The following is a 23,581-nucleotide window of genomic DNA, read 5'->3' as shown; positions in this document are numbered from 1 at the left end:
GTCGAGGCCCGCGGCGTCGTCGCCGACCCCGCGCACCTCGACGCGTGGGTGCGGGTCTGCGCCGGGCGCACCGGCGCGCCGGTGCCCGGGTCGCTCCCGGGCGCCTTCACGCACGTCCTGGCGTCCGGGGCGTCGATGCGGCTCCTCCTGGACCCTCGCTCCCCGCTGCCGCCGCTGGGACTCGTCCACGTCGCGCAGCGCCTCGAGGTGCTGCGGCCCGTCGACGTCCGCGAACCGCTCGACCTCGCCGTCGGCGCCCGCGACCTGCGCCCGCACCGCCGGGGCCGCCAGCTCGACGTCGTCGCGACGGCGACCGCCGCCGGCGAGGTGGTCTGGCGCGGCACGAGCACGTACCTGCACCGCGAGCCGGTGCCCGGCGGCGCCGCGCCGTCCTCGGCGGGGGCGCCGCGCTCGCCCGCCGGCGAGCGCCCCGCCCCGCCCGCCGGCGCCGTCCGCTGGGTCGTGCCCGCCGGCACCGGCCGCGCCTACGCCGCCGTCTCGGGCGACCCCAACCCCATCCACCTCTCGCGCCCGACGGCGCGGCTGCTGGGCTTCCGCCGTCCCGTCGCCCACGGCATGTGGACGCTGGCGCACGCCCTCCTCGACCTCGAGGGCCGCCTCCCGACGGCGCACGACGTCACCGCCCGCTTCCTGCGCCCTCTGGCCCTGCCGGGCCGCGCCGTCCACGGCTGGCGGGCGCAGGAGGACGGCGACGGCGTCCTCTCCCTCGCCGTCCGCCGCGAGCGCGACGGCGAGCCGCACCTGCTCGCGGACGTCGCGCCCCTCTGAGCGCCGAGAGGGAGGCTGTGGTCACCGCGTGGCCCCGGACGTGAGGACAGCCTCCATCTCGGCGACAGGGCGTGGTCGCCGGTCGTGCGCGTCGAGAATCTCGACGTCGAGAGACCCGGCGTAGCATCGCCGGGTGGCGCCGGGGACGTCGGGGGGCGCGCCCCCGGGAGCGGCGGTCGACCGGGACGAGGTCGACCGCATCGTCGACGCGTGGCGCCGCGAGCGCCCGGACCTCGACGTCTCGCCGCTGCAGGTGCTCTCCCGCGTGAGCCGGCTCGCCCGGCACCTCGACCTGGCGCGCCGCGCCGCCTTCGCCGAGCACGGCCTCGAGGTCTGGTCCTTCGACGTCCTGTCGGCGCTGAGGCGCTCCGGGGCGCCGCACCAGCTGACGCCGGGCCAGCTCGTGACGTCGACGCTCGTCACGAGCGGGACGATGACGAACCGGGTCGACCGCCTCGTCGCGCTGGGCCTCGTCGAGCGCCACCCGGACCCGGCCGACCGGCGCGGCGTCCTCGTCCGCCTCACGCCGGCCGGGGCGTCGCGCGTCGACGCCGCGATGGCCGACCTGCTGGCCCGCGAGCGGCGCCTGCTCGCCGGTCTGGACGCGGGCGAGCAGGACCGGCTCGCCGACGTCCTGCGGTCCCTCGCGAGCGGCTTCGACGCCACCTCGGGCGGCCGCGGCGGGCTGCCGCCGGAGGTCTGAGCCCGCGCCCGGGGCCACGGCACCCCCTCGTGCCCACATCGTGGACACTGGCGGGGTGACCGCTCGCTCCGGCCCCCGCTCGTCCTCCCCCGCCGCGCAGGACGGCGACCGGCCCGTCGTCGCGCCGGACCCCGTCACCGTCGCGACGACGCGCGTCGCCGACCCGGGCCAGCGCCTGGAGATGATGACGTGGGCGAGCGCGGGCGCGCGGATGGCCGAGTCCTTCCCCGGCTTCCTCGGTGCGGGGTGGGTGCGCGGCGGTGCCGGCTCGCGGGAGTGGCACATGCTCTACCGCTTCGCCGACGAGGACTCCCTCGCGGGCTGGGAGGGCTCGGCGCAGCGGCGGTGGTGGCTCTCGGGGGCGCCGGGCACCGTGCGCGAGGCGCAGACCGAGCGCCGGACGGGCATCGAGGGCTGGTTCGACGCGGCGCACGGCAGCGTCGTCGGGCCCGCGCCGAAGGGCGCACCTGCGCGGTGGCGGCAGATGCTCGTCATCTTCTCGGTGTTCCTGCCGCTGTCGCTGCTCGTCAACGCGACGCTCGGCGTCGTCCTCGCCCCGCTCGTGCCGCTCGTCGTCCGGGTGGCGCTCGTGACGACGCTCATGACGCCGGTGATGACCTACCTGGCGCTGCCGTGGGCGACGCGGAAGCTGCAGTGGTTCCTGGACGGCGAGAGGGCCCCCTGGCGGCGGAGCCGCTGATCGGACGCCGGCGGCGGAGGCGCGGTCGAACGCCGGCGGCGCTGACCGCGCGTCCTCAGCCGGCGACCTCGGCGGCCTCGAGCCAGGCCTCCTCGACCTGCTCGCGCTCGGCCTGGACGGCGCGGAGCTCGGCGTCGAGGGAGGTCACGGCCGCGTGGTCGGTCGCGGCGGCGGCCATGCGGCCCATCAGGTCGGCCTCGGAGGCCTGCAGCTTCTCCAGGCGCCGCTCGAGCCGCTGCGCCTCCTTGCGCGCGGTGCGGACCTCCGCGGCCGAGGCGCCGCTCGCCGGGGGCGCGGCCGCGGGGGTGGTGGCGGGGGCCCCGGGGAGCGCCGCCCCGGCGGTGGCGCCGTCGGCCTTCGCGGCCGAGCGCAGCGCCAGGTACTCCTCGACGCCGCCGGGCAGGTCGCGCACCTGGCCGTCGCCGAGCAGCGCGACCTGGTGGTCGGTGGTGCGCTCGAGCAGGTACCGGTCGTGGGAGACGACGACGAGGGTGCCGCGGAACCCGTCGAGGACGTCTTCCACTGAGGCGAGCACGTCGGTGTCGAGGTCGTTCGTCGGCTCGTCGAGGAGCAGGACGTTGGGCTCGTGCACGAGCAGGCGCAGCAGCTGCAGGCGCCGGCGCTCGCCGCCGGAGAGCTCGCCGACCGGCGTCCACGCGCGGTCACGGGTGAAGCCGAGCCGCTCGACGAGCGAGCTGGCGGTCACGGGCTTGCCGTCGACGACGAGCTCGCGCCGCTCGCGCTCCACGGCCTCGAGCGCGCGCAGGTCCGCGACCTCCTCGAGCTCGCGCAAGGACTGCGACAGCACCGCGACCTGCACGGTCTTCCCCCGCCGCACGCGGCCGCCGTCCGGCTCGAGCTCGCCGGTGAGCAGGCGCAGCACCGTGGTCTTGCCGGCGCCGTTGACGCCGACGACGCCGACCCGCTCCCCCGGCGCCAGCCGCCAGGTGACGCCGTCGAGCAGCGTGCGCGGTGCACCGCCGGCCTCCCCGGGGACGCGGTAGACGACGTCCTCGAGGTCGAGCACGTCCTTGCCGAGGCGCGCGCTCGCCGTCGCCGTGATCTCCACGGTCTCCCGCGGCGGCGGCTCGGCGGCGACGAGCTCGGCCGCGGCGTCGAGGCGGAACTTGGGCTTGCTCGTGCGCGCGGGCGCGCCGCGGCGCAGCCAGGCCAGCTCCTTGCGCAGCAGGTTGGCGCGGCGGTCGGCCGTGACCTGGGCGACGCGGGCGCGCTCGGCGCGGGCGAGGACGTAGGCGGCGTACCCGCCGTCGTACTTCTCGACGCCGCCGCCGGTGACCTCCCACGTCTGCGTGCAGCAGGCGTCGAGGAACCACCGGTCGTGCGTGACGACGAGCAGCGCGCCGCGTCCGGCGGGCCAGCGGGTGCGCAGGTGCTCGGCGAGCCAGGCGACGCCCTCGACGTCGAGGTGGTTGGTGGGCTCGTCGAGGACGACGAGGTCGTGGTCGCCGACGAGGACGGCGGCGAGCGCAGCGCGGCGGCGCTGGCCGCCGGACAGGGCGGACAGCGGCGCGTCGAGGCCGCCGGGCACGGAGGTCTGGACGTCGTCGAGCAGGCCGCTGACGACGTCGCGCACCCGGGCGTCGCCCGCCCACTCGTGGTCGGCGGCGTCCCCGACGACGAGCTCGCGCACCGTGCCGGTGGCGTGCGGGTCGTCCGCCTGCGGCAGCACGCCCACGCGCAGGCCGCGGGTCTGCGTGACGCGGCCGCCGTCGGGCTCGTGCTCGCCGGTGAGGACGCGCAGGAGCGTCGACTTGCCGTCGCCGTTGCGGCCGACGACGCCGATGCGGTCCCCGTCGTCGAGGCCGAGGGAGACGCCCGCGAGCACGTCGCGGGCGCCGAGGACGACGGAGACCGACTCCGCGTTCAGCAGGTGCGCCACCCCACCAGCGTGCCGCACCGGCCGGGGTGCTCCGCGCCGCGGCCACGCGGCGTCGTCGGTCAGCGCCCGACGTCGACGACGCGGGCGCCGTGCACGGGCCCCGTGACGCGGCGGACGTCGGCGGCGGCCCCGGAGGCGGCGAGCGCCACCGCCACGGCGAGGCCCTGCTCGCGGCCGTCGACGAGGAAGGCCGTCGTCGGCCCCGAGCCGGAGACGAGCGCCGCCACGGCCCCCGCCTCGAGGCCCACCTGCAGCGTCGTGGCGAGGTGGGGCGCGAGGGCGAGCGCCGGCTCCTGGAGGTCGTTGACGAGGGCGGCCCCGACGGCCGCGGCGTCCCCGGCGCGCAGCGCCTGGAGGAGCTCGTGCACCGCGGTCTCATCGACGTCGAGCGCGGCGCCCGCGGCCGCCCGGCCGGCCTCGCCGCGCCGGCGGTCGAGCTCGCCGTAGACGGCGGGCGTCGAGAGGCCCGACGCGGACAGCGCCAGCACCCACGAGCGCTCTCCGCGGGCGAGGGCCGGGACGACCTGCTCACCGCGGCCCGTGCCCACCGCCGTGCCCCCGAGCAGCGCGAAGGGGACGTCGGCGCCGAGCTCCCCGCCGAGCGCGAGGAGGTCCTCGCGCCCGAGCCCGGTGCCCCACAGGGCGTCGCACGCGACGAGCGCGGCCGCGGCGTCGGCGCTGCCGCCCGCCATGCCCCCGGCGACGGGCACCGTCTTGGTGATGTCGAGGCGCACGCGCGGCGGGACCCCGGCCCGCTCGGCGAGGAGCAGCGCGGCCCGGACGGCGAGGTTGCGCTCGTCGACGGGGACGTGCTCGGCGCCCTCCCCCGTGACGGCGCACTCCAGGCCCCGGGACGGCGAGGCCCGCACGTCCTCGGGCAGGGACACCGCCTCGAAGACCGTGACGAGCTCGTGGGAGCGGTCGGGCCGCAGCCCGCCGACGCGCAGCGCGAGGTTCACCTTGGCGTGGGCGCGGGCCACGACCGACGCCCCGGGCACGGGGAGGACGCGCACCTCGCCGCTGCCCATGCCGGGACCATAGGCGACGCCGTCGGCGGGCACCCCCGGTACCCGGCAGTCACCCGTGGTGACCGCAGCAGCGACGTCTCGGCGTCAGCGGGCGGGCGCCTCGACGCCGTCGGGCCCGAGGACGTCGAGGGCGGCGTCGGCCACGGCGACGAAGCCGGCGACGTCGAGGCGCTCGCCGCGCAGGGCGGGGTCCACGCCGGCGGCGCGGAGCGCCTCCTCGGCCCGGGCGGCGCCTCCGGCCCAGCGCGCCAGTGCGGCCCGCAGCGTCTTGCGGCGCTGCGCGAAGGCGGCGTCGACGACGGCGAAGACGGCCTCACGGCCCGCCCGGCTGGCCGGGGGGTCGCGGCGCACGAGGTGCACGAGCCCGGAGTCGACGTTGGGCGCCGGCCAGAAGACGGTGCGGCCCACCGCCCCCGCCCGGGCGACGTCGCCGTACCAGGCGGCCTTGACCGAGGGGACGCCGTAGGCGCGGCTGCCGGGCTCGGCGGCGAGCCGGTCGGCGACCTCGGACTGCACCATGACGAGCGCGCTGCGCAGCCCGGGCAGCCGCTCGAGGAGCGTCAGCAGCACCGGCACCGCGACGTTGTAGGGCAGGTTGGCCACGAGCGCCGTCGGCGAGCCGGCACCCGCGCCGAGGACGTCGGCCGCCGCGACCCGCAGGGCGTCGGCGCCGACCACGGCGAGCCGCGGCGGGACGGCGTCGTCGGCCCCCCGGCGGGCGGCGACCGTGCGGGGCAGCTCGTCGGCGAGCACGGGGTCGACCTCGACGGCGACGACGCCGGCGCACCGCTCGAGGAGCGCGAGCGTCAGCGACCCCAGCCCGGGGCCGACCTCGAGCACGACGTCGTCGGCCCCCACCCCGGCGCGGCGCACGATGCGCTGCACCGTCCCCGCGTCCGTGACGAAGTTCTGCCCGAGGGTCTTCGTGGGCCGCACGCCGAGGCGGGTCGCCAGCGCGCGCACGTCGGAGGGGCCGAGGAGCGCTCGCTCCTCGGCCCCTCCGACGCGGTCGGTCTCGCTCAGGGCGTCAGAGCCCCAGCTTGCGCGAGCACGCGGGCCAGGCGCCGTAGCCGCCGCGGTCGGCGCGCACCTTCTCGGCGATGGCGATCTGCTGCTCGCGGCTGTTCTCGTGCGGGTAGCCCGAGCCGCCGTAGGCCCGCCACGTCTGCAGGTTGAACTGCAGCCCGCCGTAGTAGCCGTTGCCCGTGTTGATGCCCCAGTCGCCGCCCGACTCGCACTGCGCGAGGGCGTCCCAGGCGCTGCCGGAGGCAACGGGCGCCGAGGGCGTCGGCGGCTCCGGGGCGGGCTCGGGCTCCGGGGCGGGGGCCGGCGCCTCGGCCGGGGCGGGCGCCGGAGCGCTGGACGACCCGCCCGAGGAGGAGCCGCCGGACGAGGAGCCGCCCGAGGACGACCCGCCGGACGAGCGCGCGGGCTCGGCGGCAGGGGCCGGCTCGGGCTCGGGCGCCGGGCGCTCGGCCGTGCCGACGAGGACGACGCGCGGGCGCGGCGCGGTGGTGACGTCGTCCGCCACCTGGTCGCGGGCGACGACCTGGCCGTCGGCGGTGGTCTGCGCGAAGCGCAGGGTGCGGACGCCGTCGGCGCCCTCGTCCGCGACGCGCGTCTGGCCCTCGAAGAGGTCGTCGGTCTCCCGTCGCTCGACGGGCGCCTCGACGGGCTGCTCCTCGACGACCTCCTCGGTGAGGACGCGCACGACGGTGACGACGAGCCCGGGCGTGAGCGGCGAGGCCTCGTCCACGGAGACGCGGTCGGCGTCGCCGACGGCGACCCCGGCCTCGGACAGCAGCGCGCCCACGGAGGTGGCGGTGCTCGTGAGGGGCTGGGCCTTCCCGTCCGCGACGACGGTGACGTCCTTCGGCGTGACGAGCTCGACGCTGCCCCCGCCGCGCCCCAGGGGCATGGAGCGCGACGCCGACAGCGCGGCGCCCTGGGAGCGCACGCCCAGGTCGTCGAGGGCCTCGTCGAGCGTGAGCGCCGTCGTCCAGTGCGTGCTGGTCTCGCCGTCGACCGTGAGCTCGAGCTGGCGGGCGTGGCGGACGACGACCGTGCCGCCGTCCTCGACGTCGCCGTCGACCGCGGGGGCCACGAGGTCGCGCGGGCCGACCTCGACCCCGCCCTCGGCGAGGACGTCGGCGACGTCGTCGCCGAAGAGGCGGACCTCCTGGCTCGCGCCGTCGACGTCGAGCTCCACCGTCGTCGACCCGGCCGCGTAGACCGCCGCACCGCCGAGCAGCGCCACGAGGGCGGCGCCCTGGACGGCGGCGGTGGCGGCGCGACGTCCGCGCGAGCGGCGGGCCGGCGCGGGCGCGGCCAGCGTCGCCGACTCGTCCAGCAGGGCGTCGAGGCGGTCGGTGCCGGGCTCGGACGGGGTCCCGGAGGACGAGGGGGGCGTGGCGGGCGAAGAGCTCAACAGGCGTCCTGACGTCGCGCGTTCCCGGGCGCTCGTGCGGGGAGGGCGGGCCGCGCGCAGCCGAGCGGGCCCCGCGCGGTGGAGGTCCACCGGGGGCCGCGTCGGTGCAGAGGGCGTCGCCCGGAGCCTTCCCCAGCCCCGGCTGACACGCCGACCGTAACCGATCCGAGACCTGGTGTCACACCCCTGGCCCCCTCCCGGCCCACCGCCGGCCACCCGCCCGCCTCCGGCCGACCGCACGGCCGCCCCCCGACCAGGACGCCACGGCGCGCATCACCAGGGCCCGTAGAGCTCCTCGGCGGTGGCGGCGACGGCCGTGCACAGCTCCTCGAGCGGCACGTCGAGGACGCCGGCGACGACGCGCGCCGTGTGCGGCACGAGGTAGCTGGCGTTGGGGCGCCCGCGGTGCGGGGACGGCGTGAGGAAGGGCGCGTCGGTCTCGAGGAGCACGCGCTCCAGCGGGACGACGGACAGCGCGCTGCGCAGGCCGCCGGCGTTGGAGAAGGTCACCGTGCCGGCGAAGGACAGCCAGTAGCCGCGCGCCACGCACTCGCGTGCCATGTCGACGTCGCCGGAGAAGCAGTGGAGGACGACGCGCTCGGCGCGCTCCTCGGCCAGGACCCGCAGGACGTCGGCGTGCGCGTCCCGGTCGTGGACCTGCACGGGAAGCCCCAGCTCCTTCGCCAGGCGGACGTGCGCGCGGAACGACTCCTCCTGCGCGGCGACGGCGGCCGCGTCGCCCGCGTCGGTGCGGAAGGCGTCCATGCCCGTCTCCCCCACCACCCGGATCCGGTCGGCCCGGGCGAGGCGGCCGATCTCCTCGAGGGCGTCGTCCAGCTCGCCGCGCGCGGCGAGGACGGGCGCCTCGTTGGGGTGGAGGGCGACGCCGCCGACGAGCTCGGGGTGGCGCTGCACGGCCTCGACCGTCCACCGGGCCGCGGGGAGGTCGCAGCCGATCTGCACCGCGCGCGGGACGCCGGCCGCCGCGGCGAGGGCGAGCAGGTCCGCGACCGTGCGCCGGTCGCCGTCGTCCGACCGCTCGTCGGCACCGGGCCCGTCGACGATGTCAAGGTGGGTGTGGTCGTCGACGACGGGGACGGGCAGGGGCTCGGGGGCAGGCGGCCAGGACCGGTCGCGCCGCCGGCCGTCGGCGCCCGTCGACGAGCGCGCACGCGGGCGGGCGGGCTCCTCAGCCACCGGCCTGCTCCTCGCGGAGCCGCTCCAGCTCGGTCTCGACGACGTCCTCGTCCAGCTTGGTGAACACGGGGGTCGGCTTGCCCACCGGCGTGCCCGGCACGACCGGGACCGAGCCCCAACCGGGGGCGCCGTCCCCGCCGCGCGGCGTCTGCAGCACCGGGTAGGGGCTGCCGCCGTCGAGGTCCTCGACCTCCCTCAGCTCGGGCATCGGCGAGACCGTGCCGGTGCCGCCCATGACCTCGTGCACGGCCTGCGCGCTGTGCGGCAGGTACGGCGCGAGCAGGCCCCGGCAGTCCGAGACGCCCTGCGCGGCCACGTGGAGCACCGTGCGCATGCGGTCGGGGTCGCTCGTGCGCAGGGCCCACGGCGCCGTCTCGGACAGGTAGCGGTTGACCTCGCCGACCGCGCGCATCGCCTCGGACAGCCCCTGGCGCTGGCGGTGGGTGGCCACGAGGTCGCCGACGACGCCGAACGCGCCCGACGTCGTGGCCATGAGCTCGCGGTCGCGGTCGGTGAGGTCGCCCGCCTCGGGGATGCTCCCGACGTTCTTGGCGATGAGGCTCGCGGTCCGGTTGACGAGGTTGCCCCAGCCGGCGACGAGCTCGTCGTTCGTGCGGCGGGTGAACTCGCGCCAGGTGAAGTCGGTGTCGTGCGCCTCGGGGCCGGCGGCCGACAGGAAGTAGCGCAGCGCGTCGGGCTGGTAGCGGGAGAGCACGTCGCGGACGGAGATGACGACGCCCCGGCTGGAGGAGAACTGGCGCCCCTCCATCGTGAGGAACTCGCTGGCGACGACCTCCGAGGGCAGGGCCAGGTCGCCGAAGGCGCCGGGCCGCCCGCCGCGCGAGCCGCGCCCGTCGTAGCCGGCCAGCTCGGCCGGCCAGATGAGCGAGTGGAAGACGATGTTGTCCTTGCCCATGAAGTAGGCGCCGCGCGCGCCCTCGGACCAGTAGGGCCGCCAGGCCTCCGGGTCGCCGGCGCGGCGGGCCCACTCGACGCTGGCGGACAGGTAGCCGACGACGGCGTCGAACCACACGTACAGCCGCTTGGTCGGGTTCTCCTCCCAGCCCGGCAGCGGCACCGGGATGCCCCAGTCGATGTCGCGGGTGATCGCGCGGGGGCGGATCTCCTCCAGCAGGTTCCGGCTGAAGCCGAGCACGTTGGGCCGCCACGACGGCGAGCCCGTCTTCGTCTCGAGCCAGGCGCCCACGGCCTCGGCGAGCGCGGGCAGGTCGAGGAAGAAGTGCTGGCTCTCCACGAACTGCGGGGTCTCGCCGTTGATGCGGCTCACCGGGTTCTTGAGGTCGACCGGGTCGAGCTGGTTGCCGCAGTTGTCGCACTGGTCGCCGCGGGCGCCGTCGAAGCCGCAGATCGGGCAGGTGCCCTCGATGTAGCGGTCCGGCAGCGTGCGGCCCGTCGACGGCGAGACGGCGCCCATCGTCGTCCTCTCGACGAGGTAGCCGTTGCGGTGGACCGTGCGGAACATCTCCTGCACGACGGCGTAGTGGTTGCGCGTCGTCGTGCGCGTGAAGAGGTCGTACGACAGGCCGAGGGCCTGCAGGTCCTCGGCGATGACGCGGTTGTACCTGTCCGCCAGCGCCTGCGGCGTCACGCCCTCGCGCTCGGCCTGCACGAGGATCGGCGTCCCGTGCTCGTCGGTGCCCGAGACCATGAGGACGTCGTGGCCCGCCATGCGCTGCTGCCGCGCGAACACGTCGGAGGGGACGCCGAAGCCGGCGACATGACCGAGGTGGCGGGGGCCGTTGGCGTAGGGCCAGGCCACCGCGGCGAGGACGTGCGTCATGCCGCCAGCGTAGTGACGGCGGCGGCCGCCCCCCGCCGCCGCCGACGGGGCGGTCGGGCGACCCCGGGCTCAGGCGGGTGCGACGTCCGTGACGACGACCTGCGTGCCGGCGCAGGCGGTCCCGCGCTCGACGGGGCGAGGCGTGCCCGTGACGCGGACGCGGTCGCCCACCGAGACCTCGACGTCCGCGGGCAGCTGCAGGGAGAAGACCTGGCCGCCGCTCGTCATCTCGACGCAGCCCGCCGCCGAGGGCTCGACGACCTCGCCGACGAGGACGGTCGGCCGCGGGACGTCGGTCGGCGCCGTGGGCGGCGCCGTCGGGCGCGGCAGCAGCGGGAGGCCGCCGCCGCTCGGGCCCGGGGACGAGGACGGCGAGGTGGCGCCGGGCTCGTCGCCGGGCGCGGGGCTGGTCGTCATGCCGCCCATCGTCGGGCCGCCCGTCGTGGGAGCGCCGGTCGTGGGAGCGCCGGTCGACGTGGCGGTCCCCTCGTCGGAAGCGCCGGAGGTCGGCGCAGGACCCGTCGCCGAGCCGGCTGCCGGGGACCCCGCCCCTGCGTCGTCGGCGCCGCAGCCGACGAGGGCGAGCAGGGCGGCGACGGCGACCACCGCCGGGAGGGCCGCTCGCCGGACGGCCGCGGGTCGGGTCGTCGCGGGTCGGGTCGTCGCAGGTCGGGTCGTCGCGGGCCGGGTCGTCGCGCCACGGCTCCCGGCGTCGCGAGAGCGAGCGGAGGGCGCGGAGGGGACCGGGCGGCCGGCGGGGAGCGTCACGGGGCTGGGACGCACGGGGGCGCCCCTCCGGTTCCCGGCGCGTCCGCGGGCGCCCTGCCTCCGGTCGTGACCGCCGCCCGGCGCCCCGGCACCCCGGCAGCCCGGCAGCCTGCGGCTGCGGTGCCGGTCTGGTGGGATCGGCGTCATGGCGCCGCCCCCCGCACCCCCCGACCGGCTCGCCGCCAGCACCGTCGGCGAGGAGGGTCCTCGTGTCGTCTTCGTGCACGGGCTCTTCGGGCAGGGTCGCAACTGGGCGACGGTGGCGCGGTCGCTGGCGGGTGGACCGCGGCGGGTGACGGTCCTCGACCTGCCCGACCACGGGCGCTCCCCGCGGTCCGAGCGCGTCGACTACCTCGCCATGGCCGAGCGCGTGGCCGTCGAGCTCGAGGAGCTGGGCGAGCCCGTCGTCCTCGTCGGCCACTCGATGGGCGGCAAGGTCGCCATGCAGCTGGCCCTCCGGCGCCCCGAGCTGGTGCGGGCGCTCGTCGTCGTGGACATCGCGCCGGTGGAGTACCCGCTCGCGGGCGGGCGCACCGACGACCCCGAGGAGGAGGCCTCCCCCTTCGCCGACTACATCGACGCGATGCGAGCCGTCGACCTCGACCGCCTCGGCAGCCGCGAGGAGGCGCACGACGCCCTGCGCGACGTCGTCCCCAGCGACGCGGTGCGCGGGTTCCTCCTCCAGAGCCTGCTGCGCGAGCGGGGCGACGGCGACGGAGGGCCCTCCTGGCGGTGGGCGCTCAACCTGCCCGTGCTGCGGGAGGGCCTCGAGGTGCTGCGCGGCTTCCCCGCGCCGCCGGAGGGCGCGGTCTTCGACGGGCCGGTGCTGTGGGTCGCCGGGGCGACCTCCCACTACGTCCTCGACCGGGACCGCTCCCGCATGCAGGAGCTCTTCCCCTCGACCCGGCTGGTGCGCGTCAAGGGGGCCGGGCACTGGGTCCACTCCGAGCAGCCCGAGGTCTTCACCGCCACCCTCGAACGCTTCCTCGCCTCGGTGGAGGCCGGCGGCGCCCCGTCCTAGAGCTCGCTGGGTCGACGCGACGTCGCGTCGTCGTGTCGTCGTGTCGTCGTGTCGAGTGCGCCTGGGACGCACGCGTCCGGCCTCCTGCGCCGACGCCCGTCCGCGCCGGCGACGTCCGTCCCATCCTCCTCGCACCACCCGTCGACCTCGGCGAGGTCGTGCGCGGGTCGTCGTCATCGACGAGGCGCAGCGGTCAGTACGGCGGCTCACCGTCCCCCCACGAGTCGTGCTGGTGGGCCGGCGCCTCGTCCACCTCGCTCGCGGCCGTGCTCGGGCTCGAGGTGGCTGCCGCCGCGCTCCCGCGACCGCTGGGAGACCGTCCTCCGTCACCACCGTGACGCCGGCGCAGCTCCTGCTGCTGCCGTGCGCGCTCGGCGTGCACCCGGTCCAGGTCGTGGGCGGCGGAGTCGCGGTGGGGGTAGCGCGCGGGGCCCAGGAGCCGCTCCTCGAGGGCGGCGGCGGCCGCGTCGAGGGCGTCCGTCTTCGCGCGGACACCATCGGCGGCAGGCGGTGCGGGGCGCGGCAGCAGCGGGTGGGCGGGCACCTGGACGACCTGTCCGAGCGGGGTGGTCCAGGTCAGGCCGGGGTCGCGGGCGTCGTCGGTCATGGGCACGGCGGTCCATCCGTGGTGGTGCTTGGCGAGGTGGTGACGGCGGCAGAGGACGTCGAGGTTGCACGGGCACGTCGGCCCGCCGGTGGCGTGGGAGACGCGGTGGTCGAGGTCGCAGCGGGTCGCGGGCATCCGGCAGCCGGGGGCCTGGCAGCGGGGTGAGCGGGTGCGCACCCAACGGGCGCAGCCCTCGGTCGGCGCGTACGGGCCGGGCCCGCCGGTGAGGGCGGCGTAGGAGCAGCCGGGGCGTCGGGCGGCGCGGCGCAGCGAGGCGTGCGGTGAGGTCGGTGAGGGGCCCGTCACCGGCCCCGGCGGAGACAGCGGCGGCGCTGCGGCTGCGGCAGTCATGTCAGGTGCCGGGGATGTCGTTGGCGACGGCGTGAGGTCGTCGGGGGTGTCGACGCGCACGGTGATCGCCGCTCTGGGGCCGCGTCGGGCGGGTGCGGTCCGCGGGCGCCCCCGCGGTGGGTCGGGCGGCGCTGTCGTCGAACACCCCGCCGTCGTGGTGGCGGCGGTGGTGGTGGGGTCGAGGGTGAGGAGGTGGCCGTCGAGGCCGACGAGGTGGCCGGTGAGCGGTGCGGTCAGGGCGCGGCGGAAGCGGTGCCCGGCGGCGAGCAGCTCGGCGACAGCCATGGCCGGGACGGGTCCGAGGGTGGGGTGCTGGGCGGGGTCGTCGTCCAGGCCGAGGAGGCTGGACAGGGCCACGATGACCTGCGGGCCGTGCGGGCTGCGCGCCCGCGCTACACCCGTCGTCGCGGCCGGAGCCGTCCCCGCACTGGCGTTCACGTCCGCGCGGGCGGCAGCACCGGCGTGAGCGCCGGTGGGCAGGTCGGTGGTGGTGGCGAGGTCGACGAGGGCGTCGAAGCGGCGGGCGTCGATGCCCCGCCGGTCCGCAACCCCGTCCCACGGTCGCTCAGGGCGAGGGGGTCCCGGCCCGCGGCGGTGGCGGCGTGCGGGTCGACCCGCCCGTGCTCCCCGGCCCGGGCCCGGGCCTGGGTCGTCAGCCGCTCGAAGACGCAGGCCAGGTCCAGCACCGGACCCGTCGCGACCAGCTGCGCCATCCCGTCCTCGACCGGGAACAGGCGCACCCCGCGGGCGCACGTCGCCCGCCGCACCCGCCGGCGCACCGCCTCAGGGTCGGTCGTGGCGACCAGGTGCCGCACCCGCGCCCGCAGCGCCGGGACCGTCAACGGGCCCAGGTCGCCGGCCAGGGCCGCATCCACCGCCGCCGCGTGAGGAGCCGAGAGGGCGACGATCTCGTCGGCGACCAGCCGGGAGCGCTGCGGGTCGATCCGCCCCGCCTCCAACGCGGCCAACGTCACCGGCAGCCGCGTCGTCACCGCCAGGGCCTCGGCGACCACCTCCTGCGCCCGCCGCAGCGGCACCACCAGCGCGACCGCCAGCTCCGCCGCCGCGGCCTCGAACGCCACACCCGCATCCCGCCCCGACCCCGCCCCCGGACTGGAGGTCTCCGCCAGCGTCACCACACCGACCGCACCTGGCCGCCCGGCGCCGTCACCAGCGTCAGCCAGCGGCGCCGCCGGCCCACCCGACGCGCCCAGCTCGTCCACCAGCGCGGCGACCTGCCGCAGCAGCCCCGCCCACGCCCTCGACCGCGCCACCTCCAGCGCGACGACCGCCTGGACCCGACCCAGCGCCCCCGCGCGCACCGCGGAACGGACCCGACCGGTCTCGCGCACGAGCTCGTCGGCCGGGCCGTGGTCTGCGGCGGGAGCGACCGCGCTGTCGGAGGCACCCGCGGCAGCCCCGGTCACGTCAGGGGAGCCCGCACCCCGACCGGCGTGCGGCGAGGCGGACGGCAGGACGACGTCGTCCCCCCCGGCCCCGCTCACGCCCGTCTCGAACACGTGCACGACGCTACGGGTGGGGTCCACTAGCGCCTCGAACGGCGCCGCGGTCTGTGGACGACGCCCTACTCCGCCGACCTGTGCGCAGCCGCCGGACACGCCCGACGACCGGCGCTCCCCCGACGACCGGCGCACCCCGACCTCACGACCGGACCCGCCCCTGAGCCCCGGAGGCGGCCCTCGGTCCGTACTGAGCCCGGGCCGTCGCCCGGGCGGAGGGGTCAGCTCACGCGGACCCGCATGGACGTGCCGTCCTCGGAGACGACGCGCATCTTCACGCCGACCGCGGGGAGCTTCACGCCCTGGGCCGGGAACTCCTCGAAGAAGAACTTCTTCGTGTCGTCGAAGACCCGCGCCGGCTTCTGCCCGCGGATGTAGCTGGGCTGGCCGTCGACGTGGAGCGTGAACGAGTCCACCGGCTGCGTCCCGAAGGGCGCGTCGTAGGACTGGATCCGCGTCCGCCAGGGCTGGCCCTGGAGGTTGTAGATCGGCCGCGGGTGCGCGTCGACGATGAGGTTGCGCCCCTCGCCGAAGTGGTCGCTCACGTTGTTGTCCGCCATGGACGTGTCCCAGTAGGTGACGAGGAGCCCCTCCTGGTACGGGAAGTGCTCGACGAAGTCCGGCAGCGCGCTCCCGAAGCCGAAGTTGTACGGCCCCGTCCGCAGGTACTGGTCGTAGCTCACGTAGCTGCGGTGACCAGCGATGTAGTAGTTGTCGTAGCCCTTCGTCTGGCTCGCCCCCACCGCCGTGAAGCCGTCCAGCGCCAGCACCGACGGGACGCTCTCGGCGCCGTTGCTGAACACGGTGCGGCCGTTCGCCGTGATGGCGATGTCGTCGGCGAAGAAGCCGGCCTCGGTGTACCCGCCGTCCGTGCGGTAGAGCATGCGCAGCTGCACCCGCTGGCCCGCGTAGGCGTCGAGCGGCACGACGACGTCGCCCCACTCGGGGTGCATGCCCGAGAGCGACGGGGCGCCCGAGCTGTCCGTGTCGAAGGCGGTGCCGTCGACCGTGCCCTGCAGGGACGTCCAGTTCTTCCCGCCGTCGGTCGACGCCTGGAAGTACAGGTAGTCGTAGTCGGCCTCGATGCCCCAGCGGGCCTTCAGCGTCGCCTGCGCGGTGGTGGCCCTCCGCAGGTCCGCCGTCGCCGTCATCGTGCTGCTGAGGTTGTCGGCGCGGCCGGACCACCACTGCTTCTCGCCCGCGAAGGGGGCGCCGAACTCCGTCGTCACCTGCTTGTCCGGGAGCACCGAGACGATGGCCTGGGCCTTCGCGGTGTTGTACTCCTGCGGGCCGAGGTCGATGGTGCGCTTCCGGCCCGCGGGGACGACCTCGTAGTCGAGCCAGCCGAGCTGGAGCTTCTCCCAGGCGCCGAGGTCGCCGGCGCGGGAGCCGAGGGGCTCGCCCTCCGCGCCGAGGCGGCTCTGCGCCATGAGCGACCAGTACTCGACGTTGTTGCTCGCCTTGCCGGTCGTGTCGTAGTCGTCCGGGAGCCCGAGGTCGTGCGCGAACTCGTGGGCGAAGACGGAGTAGCCGCCGTTCTCCGGCTGGACGGTGTAGTCGCCCACCCAGATGCCGGTGTCGCCGATCTGGGTGCCGCCGAGCTTGTTGGTCTCCGGGCCCGTCGCGCCCTGGTCGGTGCCGAAGGCGTACCAGCGGTGCGCCCAGATGGCGTCCTCGCCGTACGTCGGGTCGCCGTCGGACTCGTCGCCGCCCGCGTGGACGATCTGGAAGTGGTCGATGTAGCCGTCGGGCTCGTTGAAGTCGCCGTCGCCGTCGTAGTCGTAGCGGTCCTGCTGGTCGAACTCGGCCAGCTCGGCGGCGATGTCCTCGTCGCTCATGCCCGCGGCCTCGCGCTCGGCCACCCACTGGTCGACGGCGTCGCGGACGAGGTACCAGGCGCCGGCGTCCGTGCGGCCGTAGCGCGCCTCGTTGTAGGGCACCTGGACCCAGTCGGAGACCTCGCCGTCGACGCTGTAGCGACCGGAGGACTGGGCCTCGTAGTAGCTCTTGAGCGTCGCGTCGCCGTCGCCGAAGTACAGGTCCTGGTAGTGCTGCTGGTCGTAGTCAGGCTGCCAGACCGTCGTGTTGTCGACGGAGCGGTCGGGCTCGGGGATCTGGTTGTGGCGGGGCCCGTCGAAGCGGGTCGGCCCGGGGGTGTCCGGGTCCGAGTCCACGTCGGGGAAGTCCGGGTGACGCTGGTCGCCGAACTCCGCCAGGATGACGAAGATCTTGTCGGTGCTCTCCCGCGAGAGCTCGACGTACTGGTCCTGCGTGGCGTTGGGGCCGCCCTCGGCCTTCGCCGGCGCGGCGCCCTCCGGCGCCGCCTCAGCGCCGACCTTGACGACGGTGCTGCCGTCGATGACCTCCGGCTGCAGCTCGCCGTCGAGCACGCCGGTGAGGGCCGCCTCGCGCAGGGCGCGGCGCTTGTCCTCGAGGGGGTTGGGGAGGTCGTCGACGAAGGGCGCCGCCTGCGGCGCCTCGGTCGTGGCCGTCCCGGAGGGTGGGGCCGCGGCGGCGGGGGCGGTGGCCGCGTAGACCAGGCCGCCTCCCAGGGCCACGCTGACCAGCCCGCACGTCAGCTTGCGCATCTGTCTCCTCGGTGAGTACCTGCGCGGAGGTCCTCCGCGCCGCGAGGGACAGTAGGCGCAGTTGCGCCGTTCGGGTAGGTGTCCGGGCGAACTACTTGACTCGACCCGGGACCGTCCGAGGGCACCGCTCGTCGCAGCGCGGTCTCCCCACCCGGGGGGACGTCGGAGGCGCGGCGGGACGGCGAGGCGCCTCAGCCCAGCTTGACGAGGCCCTTGCGCAGCTGGCGCACGGCCTGGGCGATGCGCTGCTCGTTCTCGATGAGGGCGAAGCGCACGTAGTCGTCGCCCTCGGGCCCGAAGCCGACACCGGGCGACACCGCGACGTCGCACTCGGTGATGATGTGCTTGGCGAACTCGATGGACTTCATCTCCGCGTACGGCTCCGGGATCTTCGCCCAGGCGAACATCGTCCCCTTCGGCGCCGGCAGGGGCCATCCCGCCCGGTTGACGCCCTCGACGAGGGCGTCGCGCCGCGACTGGTACACCGCGTTCACCTCGAGCGGGTAGTCGCTCGCCTCGTTGAGCGTGACCGTGGCGGCGATCTGGATGGGCTGGAAGGTGCCGTAGTCGAGGTAGCTCTTGAGCTTCGCCAGGGCGCCGACGACCTCCTTGTTGCCCACGAGGAAGGCCACGCGCCAGCCGGCCATGGAGAAGGACTTCGTCATCGAGTACAGCTCGACGGCGCACTCGGTGGCGCCCTCGCACTGCAGGATCGACGGCGGCATCCAGCCGTCGAAGGCGGTGTCGGAGTAGGCGAAGTCGTGCACGAGGACGACGTCGCGCTCCCGCGCCCAGTCGACGAGCCGCTGCAGGTCGGGCAGCTCGATGGTCGCCGTCGTCGGGTTGTGCGGGAAGGACAGGACGACCACGCGCGGCTTGGGCCAGCCCAGCTCCCACGCCTCCATGACGTTGTCGACGTACGCGGCGCCGCTCGGCCCGTCCGGCCCGTTGAGGGAGACCTGCCGGGCGTCGGCGCCGGCGAAGTAGGGGCCCCAGATGTGGATGGGGTAGCTGGGCGAGGGCACGAGGGCCGCGTCGCCCGCCTGCAGCAGCACCCACATGAGGTGGCTGAAGCCCTCCTTGGCGCCGATGGTGCTGATGACCTCGGTCTCCGGGTCCAGGGTCACGGAGAAGCGGCGCTGGTACAGGTCGGCCACCGCCTGGCGCAGCTTCGGCAGGCCGCGCGAGGAGGAGTAGCGGTGGTTGCGGGTGTTGTGCGCCGCCTCCGACAGCTTCTCCACGGTGAGCTCCGGGGAGGGGATGTCCGGGTTGCCGAACCCGAGGTCCACCACGTCGCGTCCGGCTCGGCGGGCCTCGATCTTCAGCGAGTCGATGATCGTGAAGACGTACGGCGGCAGGCCCGGAATGCGGCGGAACTCCATGTCGGGAGGGTAGACCTGCCTCCCGCGCCGGCGCGGGAGGGCTCGCCCCCCGGACACGGTCGTGGTGGCGCGCACAGCGACCTGCACATCACGGCTCGACGCCGGGCGTCGGACCTCTGACCTGCGACGACTCGCTGTCGCCGGTCGATCTGCAGGTCGCTGTGCGCGGCCCTCAGCCCTTGCGGGCCGCCACCGCCGCGTCGTAGAGGTCGCGGCTCGTCGCGCCGTGCTCGGCCGCGACGGCGCGGGCGGCGTCCTTGAGCCGCTCCCCCGCCTCCGTGCGCGCGAGCACGAGCGCCAGCAGCTCCTCCGGACCGGGCCGGGACGGACGGGCGCCCGCGACGACGAGGGTGATCTCCCCGAGGAGCGTCCGGTCCGACCAGGCGAGCAGCCCGTCGAGGTCGTCGCGCACGACCTCCTCGTACGTCTTCGTCAGCTCCCGGCAGACGGCCGCCCGGCGGTCGCCGCCGAGCACCTCGGCCATGACGGCGAGGGACGCCGCGAGCCGGTGCGGGGACTCGAAGAAGACCATCGTGCGGCGCTCGTCCGCGAGCTCGCCGAGGACGCGGCGCCGGTCGCCGTCGCGGCGTGGGAGGAACCCCTCGAAGGTGAAGCGGTCCGTCGGCAGGCCCGAGACGGCCAGCGCGGCGAGGACGGCGGACGGCCCCGGCACGGCGCTGACCGGCAGGTCCGCGGCGACCATCGCCTGCACCATCCGGAACCCGGGGTCGGAGACCGACGGCATGCCCGCGTCGCTCACGAGCACGGCGGTGCCGCCGGCGCGGACGACGGCGACGACCTCCTCGGCGCGCGCGGCCTCGTTGTGCTCGTGGCAGGACACGACGCGACCGCGCGGCTCGACGTCGAGGGCCCGCAGCAGGCGGCGCAGGCGCCGGGTGTCCTCCGCGGCCACGAGGTCGGCGGTGGCGAGCGCGTGCGCCAGGCGCGGCGGGGCGTCGCGCGCGTCGCCGATGGGGGTGGCCGCCAGCAGCAGCCGCCCGCCCGCGCGGGGTGCGACGGGCTCCAGACCCGGCGCCGCGTCGTCCTCCCCCGTGCCACTCTCGTCCGCGTCGTCCGACGCCTCGCCGGCCAGCCCGTCGCCGTCCAGCACGTCGTCGACCGGTCCGCCTTCGTCCTCCGGCTCGGGGTGCTCGCGCTGGCTCACCCGGCCGAGTCTCGCAGCCCCGCCGCGGGGCGGCGCCCGGCGGACGTCCGGGACGCCGTCGCACGCCCCGCCTAGCATCCCCCTCGTGACGACGACGCCGGACGCGCCGCCCACCGGGACCTCCCCGGCGCGCCCCTCCGGCGCCGAGGCCCCGCCGCCGGCGTCAGCGCCGGACGACGCACCGTCCCTGCGCGAGCGGCTCGTCGGCCGCCCGCCCACCGACCGGCTCTGGGGCTGGGTGGGCCCCCTCGCCGTCACCGCGCTGGCCGCGGTCCTGCGGCTGTGGGACCTCGGCCGGCCCCACCAGCTCGTCTTCGACGAGACGTACTACGTCAAGCAGGCCTACTCGCTGCTCGTGGCGGGCTACGAGCTGCGCTGGCCCGAGGGCGCCGACGAGGCCTTCGCCGCGGGCACGCCCTCGCCGCTCGACACCGCGGACTTCCCCGTCCACCCGCCCGTCGGCAAGTGGGTCCTCGCGCTCGGCCAGCTGCTGCTGGGCCAGGACAGCTCCACGGGCTGGCGGCTCGGCGCCGCGCTCGCCGGCGTCGTCTCGGTGCTCCTCGTCGCCCGCATCGCGCGGCGCCTGCTCTCCTCCACCCTGCTCGGCACCGTCGCGGGCCTGCTGCTCGCCGTCGACGGCCAGCACCTCGTGCACTCGCGCACCGGGCTCCTCGACGGCGTCCTCACCCTGTGGGTGCTGGCCGCCTTCGGCGCCCTCCTGCTCGACCGGGACGCGAGCCGGGCCCGCCTGGCGCGCGCCGTCACCACCCGCGGTCCCACCGGCGCGCGCCTGGCCGGCCTCGGCCCGTGGCTGCTGGCGCGCCCGTGGCGCCTCGTGGCCGCCGTCTGCCTCGGGCTCGCCGTCGGCACGAAGTGGTCCGGGCTCTACGCCTTCGTCGCCCTCGGCCTCATGACGGTGCTGTGGGACGCGGGCGCCCGCCGCGCCGCCGGGGTGCGCCACTGGTTCGCCGCCGGGGTGCTCAAGGACGGCGTGCCCGCCGCCGCGGGGATGCTCGTCGTCGCGCTCGGGGTCTACCTCGCCTCGTGGGCCGGGTGGTTCGCCAGCACCGGGGCCCACCTGCGCCAGTACGCCGCCGAGCGGCCGGACCACCTGCCGTGGCTGCCGGACGCCCTCGCGTCGCTGTGGCGCTACCACCAGGAGATGTACGGCTTCCACGTCGGCCTCTCGAGCCCGCACCCCTACCAGGCGAGCCCGGAGTCCTGGCTCGTCCAGGGCCGCCCGACGTCCTTCTTCTACGAGGCGCCCACCCTCGGCGTCGACGGCTGCGCGGTGAGCGCGTGCTCGCGCGCCATCACGGCGCTCGGGAACCCGGTCGTCTGGTGGGGCGGGGCCCTGGCGGTCGTGGTCCTCGTCGGCGTGTGGGCCCTGCGGCGGGACTGGCGCGCCGGCGCCGTCCTCGCCCCCCTGGCCGGCCTCTACCTGCCGTGGTTCCTCTACCCCGAGCGCACCGTCTACACCTTCTACTCCGTCGCCTTCTCCCCCTACGTCGTCCTGGCGCTGGTGATGGTGCTCGGCATGGTGCTCGGGCGCCCCGACGCGGCGCCGCGACGGCGCCGGTGGGGCGCGGCGGTGGCGGGCGCCGTCGTCGTCGCCGCCGTGCTGGCCGCCGCCTTCTTCTGGCCCGTGTGGGCCGCGCAGGTCATCCCCACCGAGCACTGGCGCTGGCGGATGTGGTTCCCCAGCTGGATCTGACGGCCCGCTGCCGCCGCGGTCGGCCCAGCCCCGGACCGTCAGCCCCGACCCGTCAGCCCCGGTCCGTCAGCCGTGGTCCGTCGGCCCCGGCCGGCGGCCGTGGTGGCGCCCGAGCGGCACCACCATCGGCGTGCCGCACACGGGGTCGGGGACGACCTCGCAGTCGAGCCCGTAGACCTCGCGCACCGTCTCGACCGTGACGACCTCCGAGGGCGTCCCCTCGGCGACGACGGCGCCGTCGCGCATCGCGACGACGTGGTCGGCGTAGCGGCAGGCGAGGTTGAGGTCGTGCAGCACGAGGACGACCGTGACGCCGCGGTGGTTGAGGTCGGTGAGGAGGTCGAGCACCTCGACCTGGTGGGCGAGGTCGAGGTAGGTCGTCGGCTCGTCGAGCAGGAGGACGTCGGTCTCCTGGGCGAGCGCCATGGCGATCCACACCCGCTGCCGCTGGCCCCCGGACAGCTCGTCGACGGGGCGGTCGGCCAGGTCCTCGGTGCCCGTCCACGCCAGGGCGCGGGCGACCGCCTCCTCGTCGGCGGCGGTCCAGCGGCGCAGCCACCCCTGGTGCGGGTAGCGGCCCCGCCCCACGAGGTCGGCCACCGTGATGCCGCCGGGCGCCGCAGGGCTCTGCGGGAGGATGCCGAGGACCTCGGCGACCTCCTTGGTGGGCATCTCGTGGACGGCCCGGCCGTCGAGGAGCACCGCCCCCGACGCCGGGGCCAGCAGGCGGGCGACGCCCCGCAGGAGGGTCGACTTGCCGCAGGCGTTGGCGCCGACGACGACCGTCACGCGCCCCGGCGGGACGGTGAGGTCGAGGTGCCGGACGACGGGGCGCTCGTCGTAGACGAGGGTGAGGTCGCGGACGACGAGGGAGCGCTGGGCGGTCACGTCGCTCAGCCCGCCGTCCCCGCGCGGCCCGCGCGGACGAGGAGCCAGAGCAGGTACGGCGCCCCGACGACGCCCGTGACGACGCCGACGGGCAGCTGGGGCAGGAACGGCGCGTGCTGGGCCACGAGGTCGGCGCCGGTGAGGACGACGGCCCCGACGAGCGCGGAGGCGCCGAGGGCCGTGCGGCCCGGGAGGAGGCCCCGGGCGACCGGGCCGGCCACGAGCGCCACGAAGGCGACGGGCCCGGCGGCGGCGGTGGCGACGGCGGCGAGGACCGCCGCGACCACCACGAGGAGCAGCCGCGCGCGGCCGACGCGGAGGCCGAGGCCGGCGGCGGCGTCGTCACCGACGCCGAGCCCGGCGAGCAGCCGCCCGCACGCGAGGGCCACCGGGACGAGGACGGCGGCGCCCACCGCGAGGGGCACGACGACGCCCCAGTCGGTGCCGTTGAGGCTCCCGGTGATCCAGACGAGCGCCTGCGCGGCCTCGGTGGCGTCGGCGCGCGTGAGGGCGAGGCTGACGACGGCGTTGAGAGCGGCCGCGGCGCCGATGCCGACGAGGACGAAGCGGTAGCCGCTGAGCCGCCCGCGCGTGGCGAGGGCCGAGATGGCGAGCGCCGTGCCGAGCGCGCCCAGGGCGGCGGCGCCCGACACCCCGAGGCCGGGTAGGCCGGCGCCGGGGGCGCCCAGGCCGAGGACCGCGACGACCGCCGCGGCGCTGGCCCCGGCGGAGATGCCGATGACGTCGGGGCTCGCGAGCGGGTTGCGCAGCAGCGCCTGCAGCACCGAGCCGGACAGGCCGAAGCAGGCGCCCGCCAGGACGGCGGCCAGCGCCCGCGGCAGCCGCAGCTGCAGGACGACGAGCTCGGCACCGCCGTCGCCCCGGCCGACGAGCGCCCCGAGGACCTGCGCCGGGGAGAGCGGGAAGTCGCCCACCGACAGCGCCACGAGCAGGAGCCCGAGCAGGACGGCGGCCAGCACGCCCACCACGGCGAGCTCGCGCCGCCGCGCCAGGCCGCGGGCCCGGCGCAC

19 protein-coding genes are annotated in these 23,581 nt (G+C 76.7%); 5 read left to right on the top strand and 14 right to left on the bottom strand.

Annotated elements, in window-relative coordinates; translation table 11 throughout:
- From HLB09_RS02945 to HLB09_RS02935, 3 genes are all read left to right on the top strand, one after another.
- The coding region (locus tag HLB09_RS02945) for a MaoC/PaaZ C-terminal domain-containing protein (RefSeq protein ID WP_171201917.1) at window positions 1–789 on the top strand (789 nt) is incomplete at its 5' end.
- A gap of 133 nt (window positions 790–922) precedes the next feature.
- Entirely contained in the window at window positions 923–1,492 is a 570-nt protein-coding gene (locus HLB09_RS02940; RefSeq protein ID WP_171201916.1) for a MarR family transcriptional regulator, read from the top strand.
- A gap of 181 nt (window positions 1,493–1,673) precedes the next feature.
- Window positions 1,674–2,192 (top strand): antibiotic biosynthesis monooxygenase, encoded by a 519-nt coding sequence (locus HLB09_RS02935; RefSeq protein WP_171201920.1) that lies wholly within the window; start codon window positions 1,674–1,676, stop codon window positions 2,190–2,192.
- Window positions 2,193–2,247: 55 nt separating this feature from the next.
- On the opposite strand, the gene HLB09_RS02930 is transcribed toward HLB09_RS02935, so the two are convergent.
- From HLB09_RS02930 to HLB09_RS02900, 7 genes are all read right to left on the bottom strand, one after another.
- Window positions 2,248–4,092 (bottom strand): ABC-F family ATP-binding cassette domain-containing protein, encoded by a 1,845-nt coding sequence (locus HLB09_RS02930; protein WP_171201915.1) that lies wholly within the window; start codon window positions 4,090–4,092, stop codon window positions 2,248–2,250.
- A 59-nt stretch (window positions 4,093–4,151) separates the two neighbouring features.
- Window positions 4,152–5,120, bottom strand: coding sequence for a 4-(cytidine 5'-diphospho)-2-C-methyl-D-erythritol kinase (locus HLB09_RS02925; protein ID WP_171201914.1), 969 nt, complete (start codon window positions 5,118–5,120; stop codon window positions 4,152–4,154).
- 84 nt (window positions 5,121–5,204) lie between these two features.
- Complete coding sequence (rsmA, locus tag HLB09_RS02920; RefSeq protein ID WP_171201919.1) at window positions 5,205–6,143, bottom strand: 16S rRNA (adenine(1518)-N(6)/adenine(1519)-N(6))-dimethyltransferase RsmA; 939 nt, start codon at window positions 6,141–6,143, stop codon at window positions 5,205–5,207.
- A 4-nt stretch (window positions 6,144–6,147) separates the two neighbouring features.
- The gene (locus HLB09_RS19095) at window positions 6,148–7,548 is read right to left on the bottom strand and encodes a resuscitation-promoting factor (protein ID WP_171201913.1); all 1,401 of its coding nucleotides are present in this window, start codon (window positions 7,546–7,548) and stop codon (window positions 6,148–6,150) included.
- Window positions 7,549–7,821: 273 nt separating this feature from the next.
- Window positions 7,822–8,745, bottom strand: coding sequence for a TatD family hydrolase (locus HLB09_RS02910; protein WP_171201912.1), 924 nt, complete (start codon window positions 8,743–8,745; stop codon window positions 7,822–7,824).
- Window positions 8,738–10,546, bottom strand: a complete 1,809-nt coding sequence (gene metG, locus HLB09_RS02905) for a methionine--tRNA ligase (protein WP_171201911.1) — start codon at window positions 10,544–10,546, stop codon at window positions 8,738–8,740. Before metG ends, HLB09_RS02910 begins: the two co-directional genes overlap by 8 nt.
- A 69-nt stretch (window positions 10,547–10,615) precedes the next feature.
- On the bottom strand, window positions 10,616–10,963 hold the full coding sequence (locus tag HLB09_RS02900; protein WP_171201910.1) for a hypothetical protein: 348 nt from the start codon (window positions 10,961–10,963) through the stop codon (window positions 10,616–10,618).
- 496 nt (window positions 10,964–11,459) lie between these two features.
- Here HLB09_RS02900 and HLB09_RS02895 point away from each other — a divergent pair, with 496 nt between their 5' ends.
- Window positions 11,460–12,335 (top strand): alpha/beta fold hydrolase, encoded by an 876-nt coding sequence (locus HLB09_RS02895; protein ID WP_171201909.1) that lies wholly within the window; start codon window positions 11,460–11,462, stop codon window positions 12,333–12,335.
- Between the two features lie 193 nt (window positions 12,336–12,528).
- On the opposite strand, the gene HLB09_RS02890 is transcribed toward HLB09_RS02895, so the two are convergent.
- From HLB09_RS02890 to rsmI, 5 genes are all read right to left on the bottom strand, one after another.
- On the bottom strand, window positions 12,529–13,731 hold the full coding sequence (locus HLB09_RS02890) for an HNH endonuclease signature motif containing protein (protein WP_171201908.1): 1,203 nt from the start codon (window positions 13,729–13,731) through the stop codon (window positions 12,529–12,531).
- Complete coding sequence (locus tag HLB09_RS02885; RefSeq protein WP_171201907.1) at window positions 13,728–14,813, bottom strand: DUF222 domain-containing protein; 1,086 nt, start codon at window positions 14,811–14,813, stop codon at window positions 13,728–13,730. Before HLB09_RS02885 ends, HLB09_RS02890 begins: the two co-directional genes overlap by 4 nt.
- Window positions 14,814–15,034: 221 nt before the next feature.
- The gene (locus HLB09_RS02880) at window positions 15,035–17,401 is read right to left on the bottom strand and encodes an immune inhibitor A domain-containing protein (protein ID WP_171201906.1); all 2,367 of its coding nucleotides are present in this window, start codon (window positions 17,399–17,401) and stop codon (window positions 15,035–15,037) included.
- A gap of 191 nt (window positions 17,402–17,592) precedes the next feature.
- Window positions 17,593–18,783 (bottom strand): aminotransferase class I/II-fold pyridoxal phosphate-dependent enzyme, encoded by a 1,191-nt coding sequence (locus tag HLB09_RS02875; protein ID WP_171201905.1) that lies wholly within the window; start codon window positions 18,781–18,783, stop codon window positions 17,593–17,595.
- A gap of 172 nt (window positions 18,784–18,955) precedes the next feature.
- Window positions 18,956–19,810: a 16S rRNA (cytidine(1402)-2'-O)-methyltransferase gene (gene rsmI, locus HLB09_RS02870; protein WP_344553493.1), complete on the bottom strand. Its 855-nt coding sequence runs from the start codon at window positions 19,808–19,810 to the stop codon at window positions 18,956–18,958.
- A 223-nt stretch (window positions 19,811–20,033) separates the two neighbouring features.
- On the opposite strand from rsmI, the gene HLB09_RS02865 reads away from it, so the two are divergent.
- Entirely contained in the window at window positions 20,034–21,662 is a 1,629-nt protein-coding gene (locus HLB09_RS02865) for a dolichyl-phosphate-mannose--protein mannosyltransferase (RefSeq protein ID WP_171201904.1), read from the top strand.
- Between the two features lie 66 nt (window positions 21,663–21,728).
- Here the strand turns inward: HLB09_RS02865 and HLB09_RS02860 are convergent, their stop codons facing one another.
- Both HLB09_RS02860 and HLB09_RS02855 read right to left on the bottom strand, forming a co-directional pair.
- Window positions 21,729–22,550 (bottom strand): ABC transporter ATP-binding protein, encoded by an 822-nt coding sequence (locus tag HLB09_RS02860; protein WP_171201903.1) that lies wholly within the window; start codon window positions 22,548–22,550, stop codon window positions 21,729–21,731.
- 5 nt (window positions 22,551–22,555) lie between these two features.
- A partial coding sequence (locus tag HLB09_RS02855; protein WP_212755900.1) for a FecCD family ABC transporter permease occupies window positions 22,556–23,581 on the bottom strand: 1,026 nt, incomplete at its 5' end.

Origin of the sequence: Pseudokineococcus marinus (genome assembly GCF_013004605.1) — a bacterium.
GTDB lineage: Bacteria > Actinomycetota > Actinomycetes > Actinomycetales > Quadrisphaeraceae > Pseudokineococcus > Pseudokineococcus marinus.
The sequence above is the reverse complement of the archived record's forward strand: the minus strand, read 5'-3'. Positions and strand labels throughout refer to the sequence as shown.

Coding starts and splice junctions, on each gene's coding strand:
- HLB09_RS02875 (WP_171201905.1), bottom strand. CDS start 18,783: ATGGAGTTCCGCCGCATTCCGGGCCTGCCGCCGTACGTCTTCACGATC.
- HLB09_RS02895 (WP_171201909.1), top strand. CDS start 11,460: ATGGCGCCGCCCCCCGCACCCCCCGACCGGCTCGCCGCCAGCACCGTC.
- HLB09_RS02935 (WP_171201920.1), top strand. CDS start 1,674: ATGATGACGTGGGCGAGCGCGGGCGCGCGGATGGCCGAGTCCTTCCCC.
- HLB09_RS02900 (WP_171201910.1), bottom strand. CDS start 10,963: ATGACGACCAGCCCCGCGCCCGGCGACGAGCCCGGCGCCACCTCGCCG.
- HLB09_RS02925 (WP_171201914.1), bottom strand. CDS start 5,120: ATGGGCAGCGGCGAGGTGCGCGTCCTCCCCGTGCCCGGGGCGTCGGTC.
- HLB09_RS02880 (WP_171201906.1), bottom strand. CDS start 17,401: ATGCGCAAGCTGACGTGCGGGCTGGTCAGCGTGGCCCTGGGAGGCGGC.
- metG (WP_171201911.1), bottom strand. CDS start 10,546: ATGACGCACGTCCTCGCCGCGGTGGCCTGGCCCTACGCCAACGGCCCC.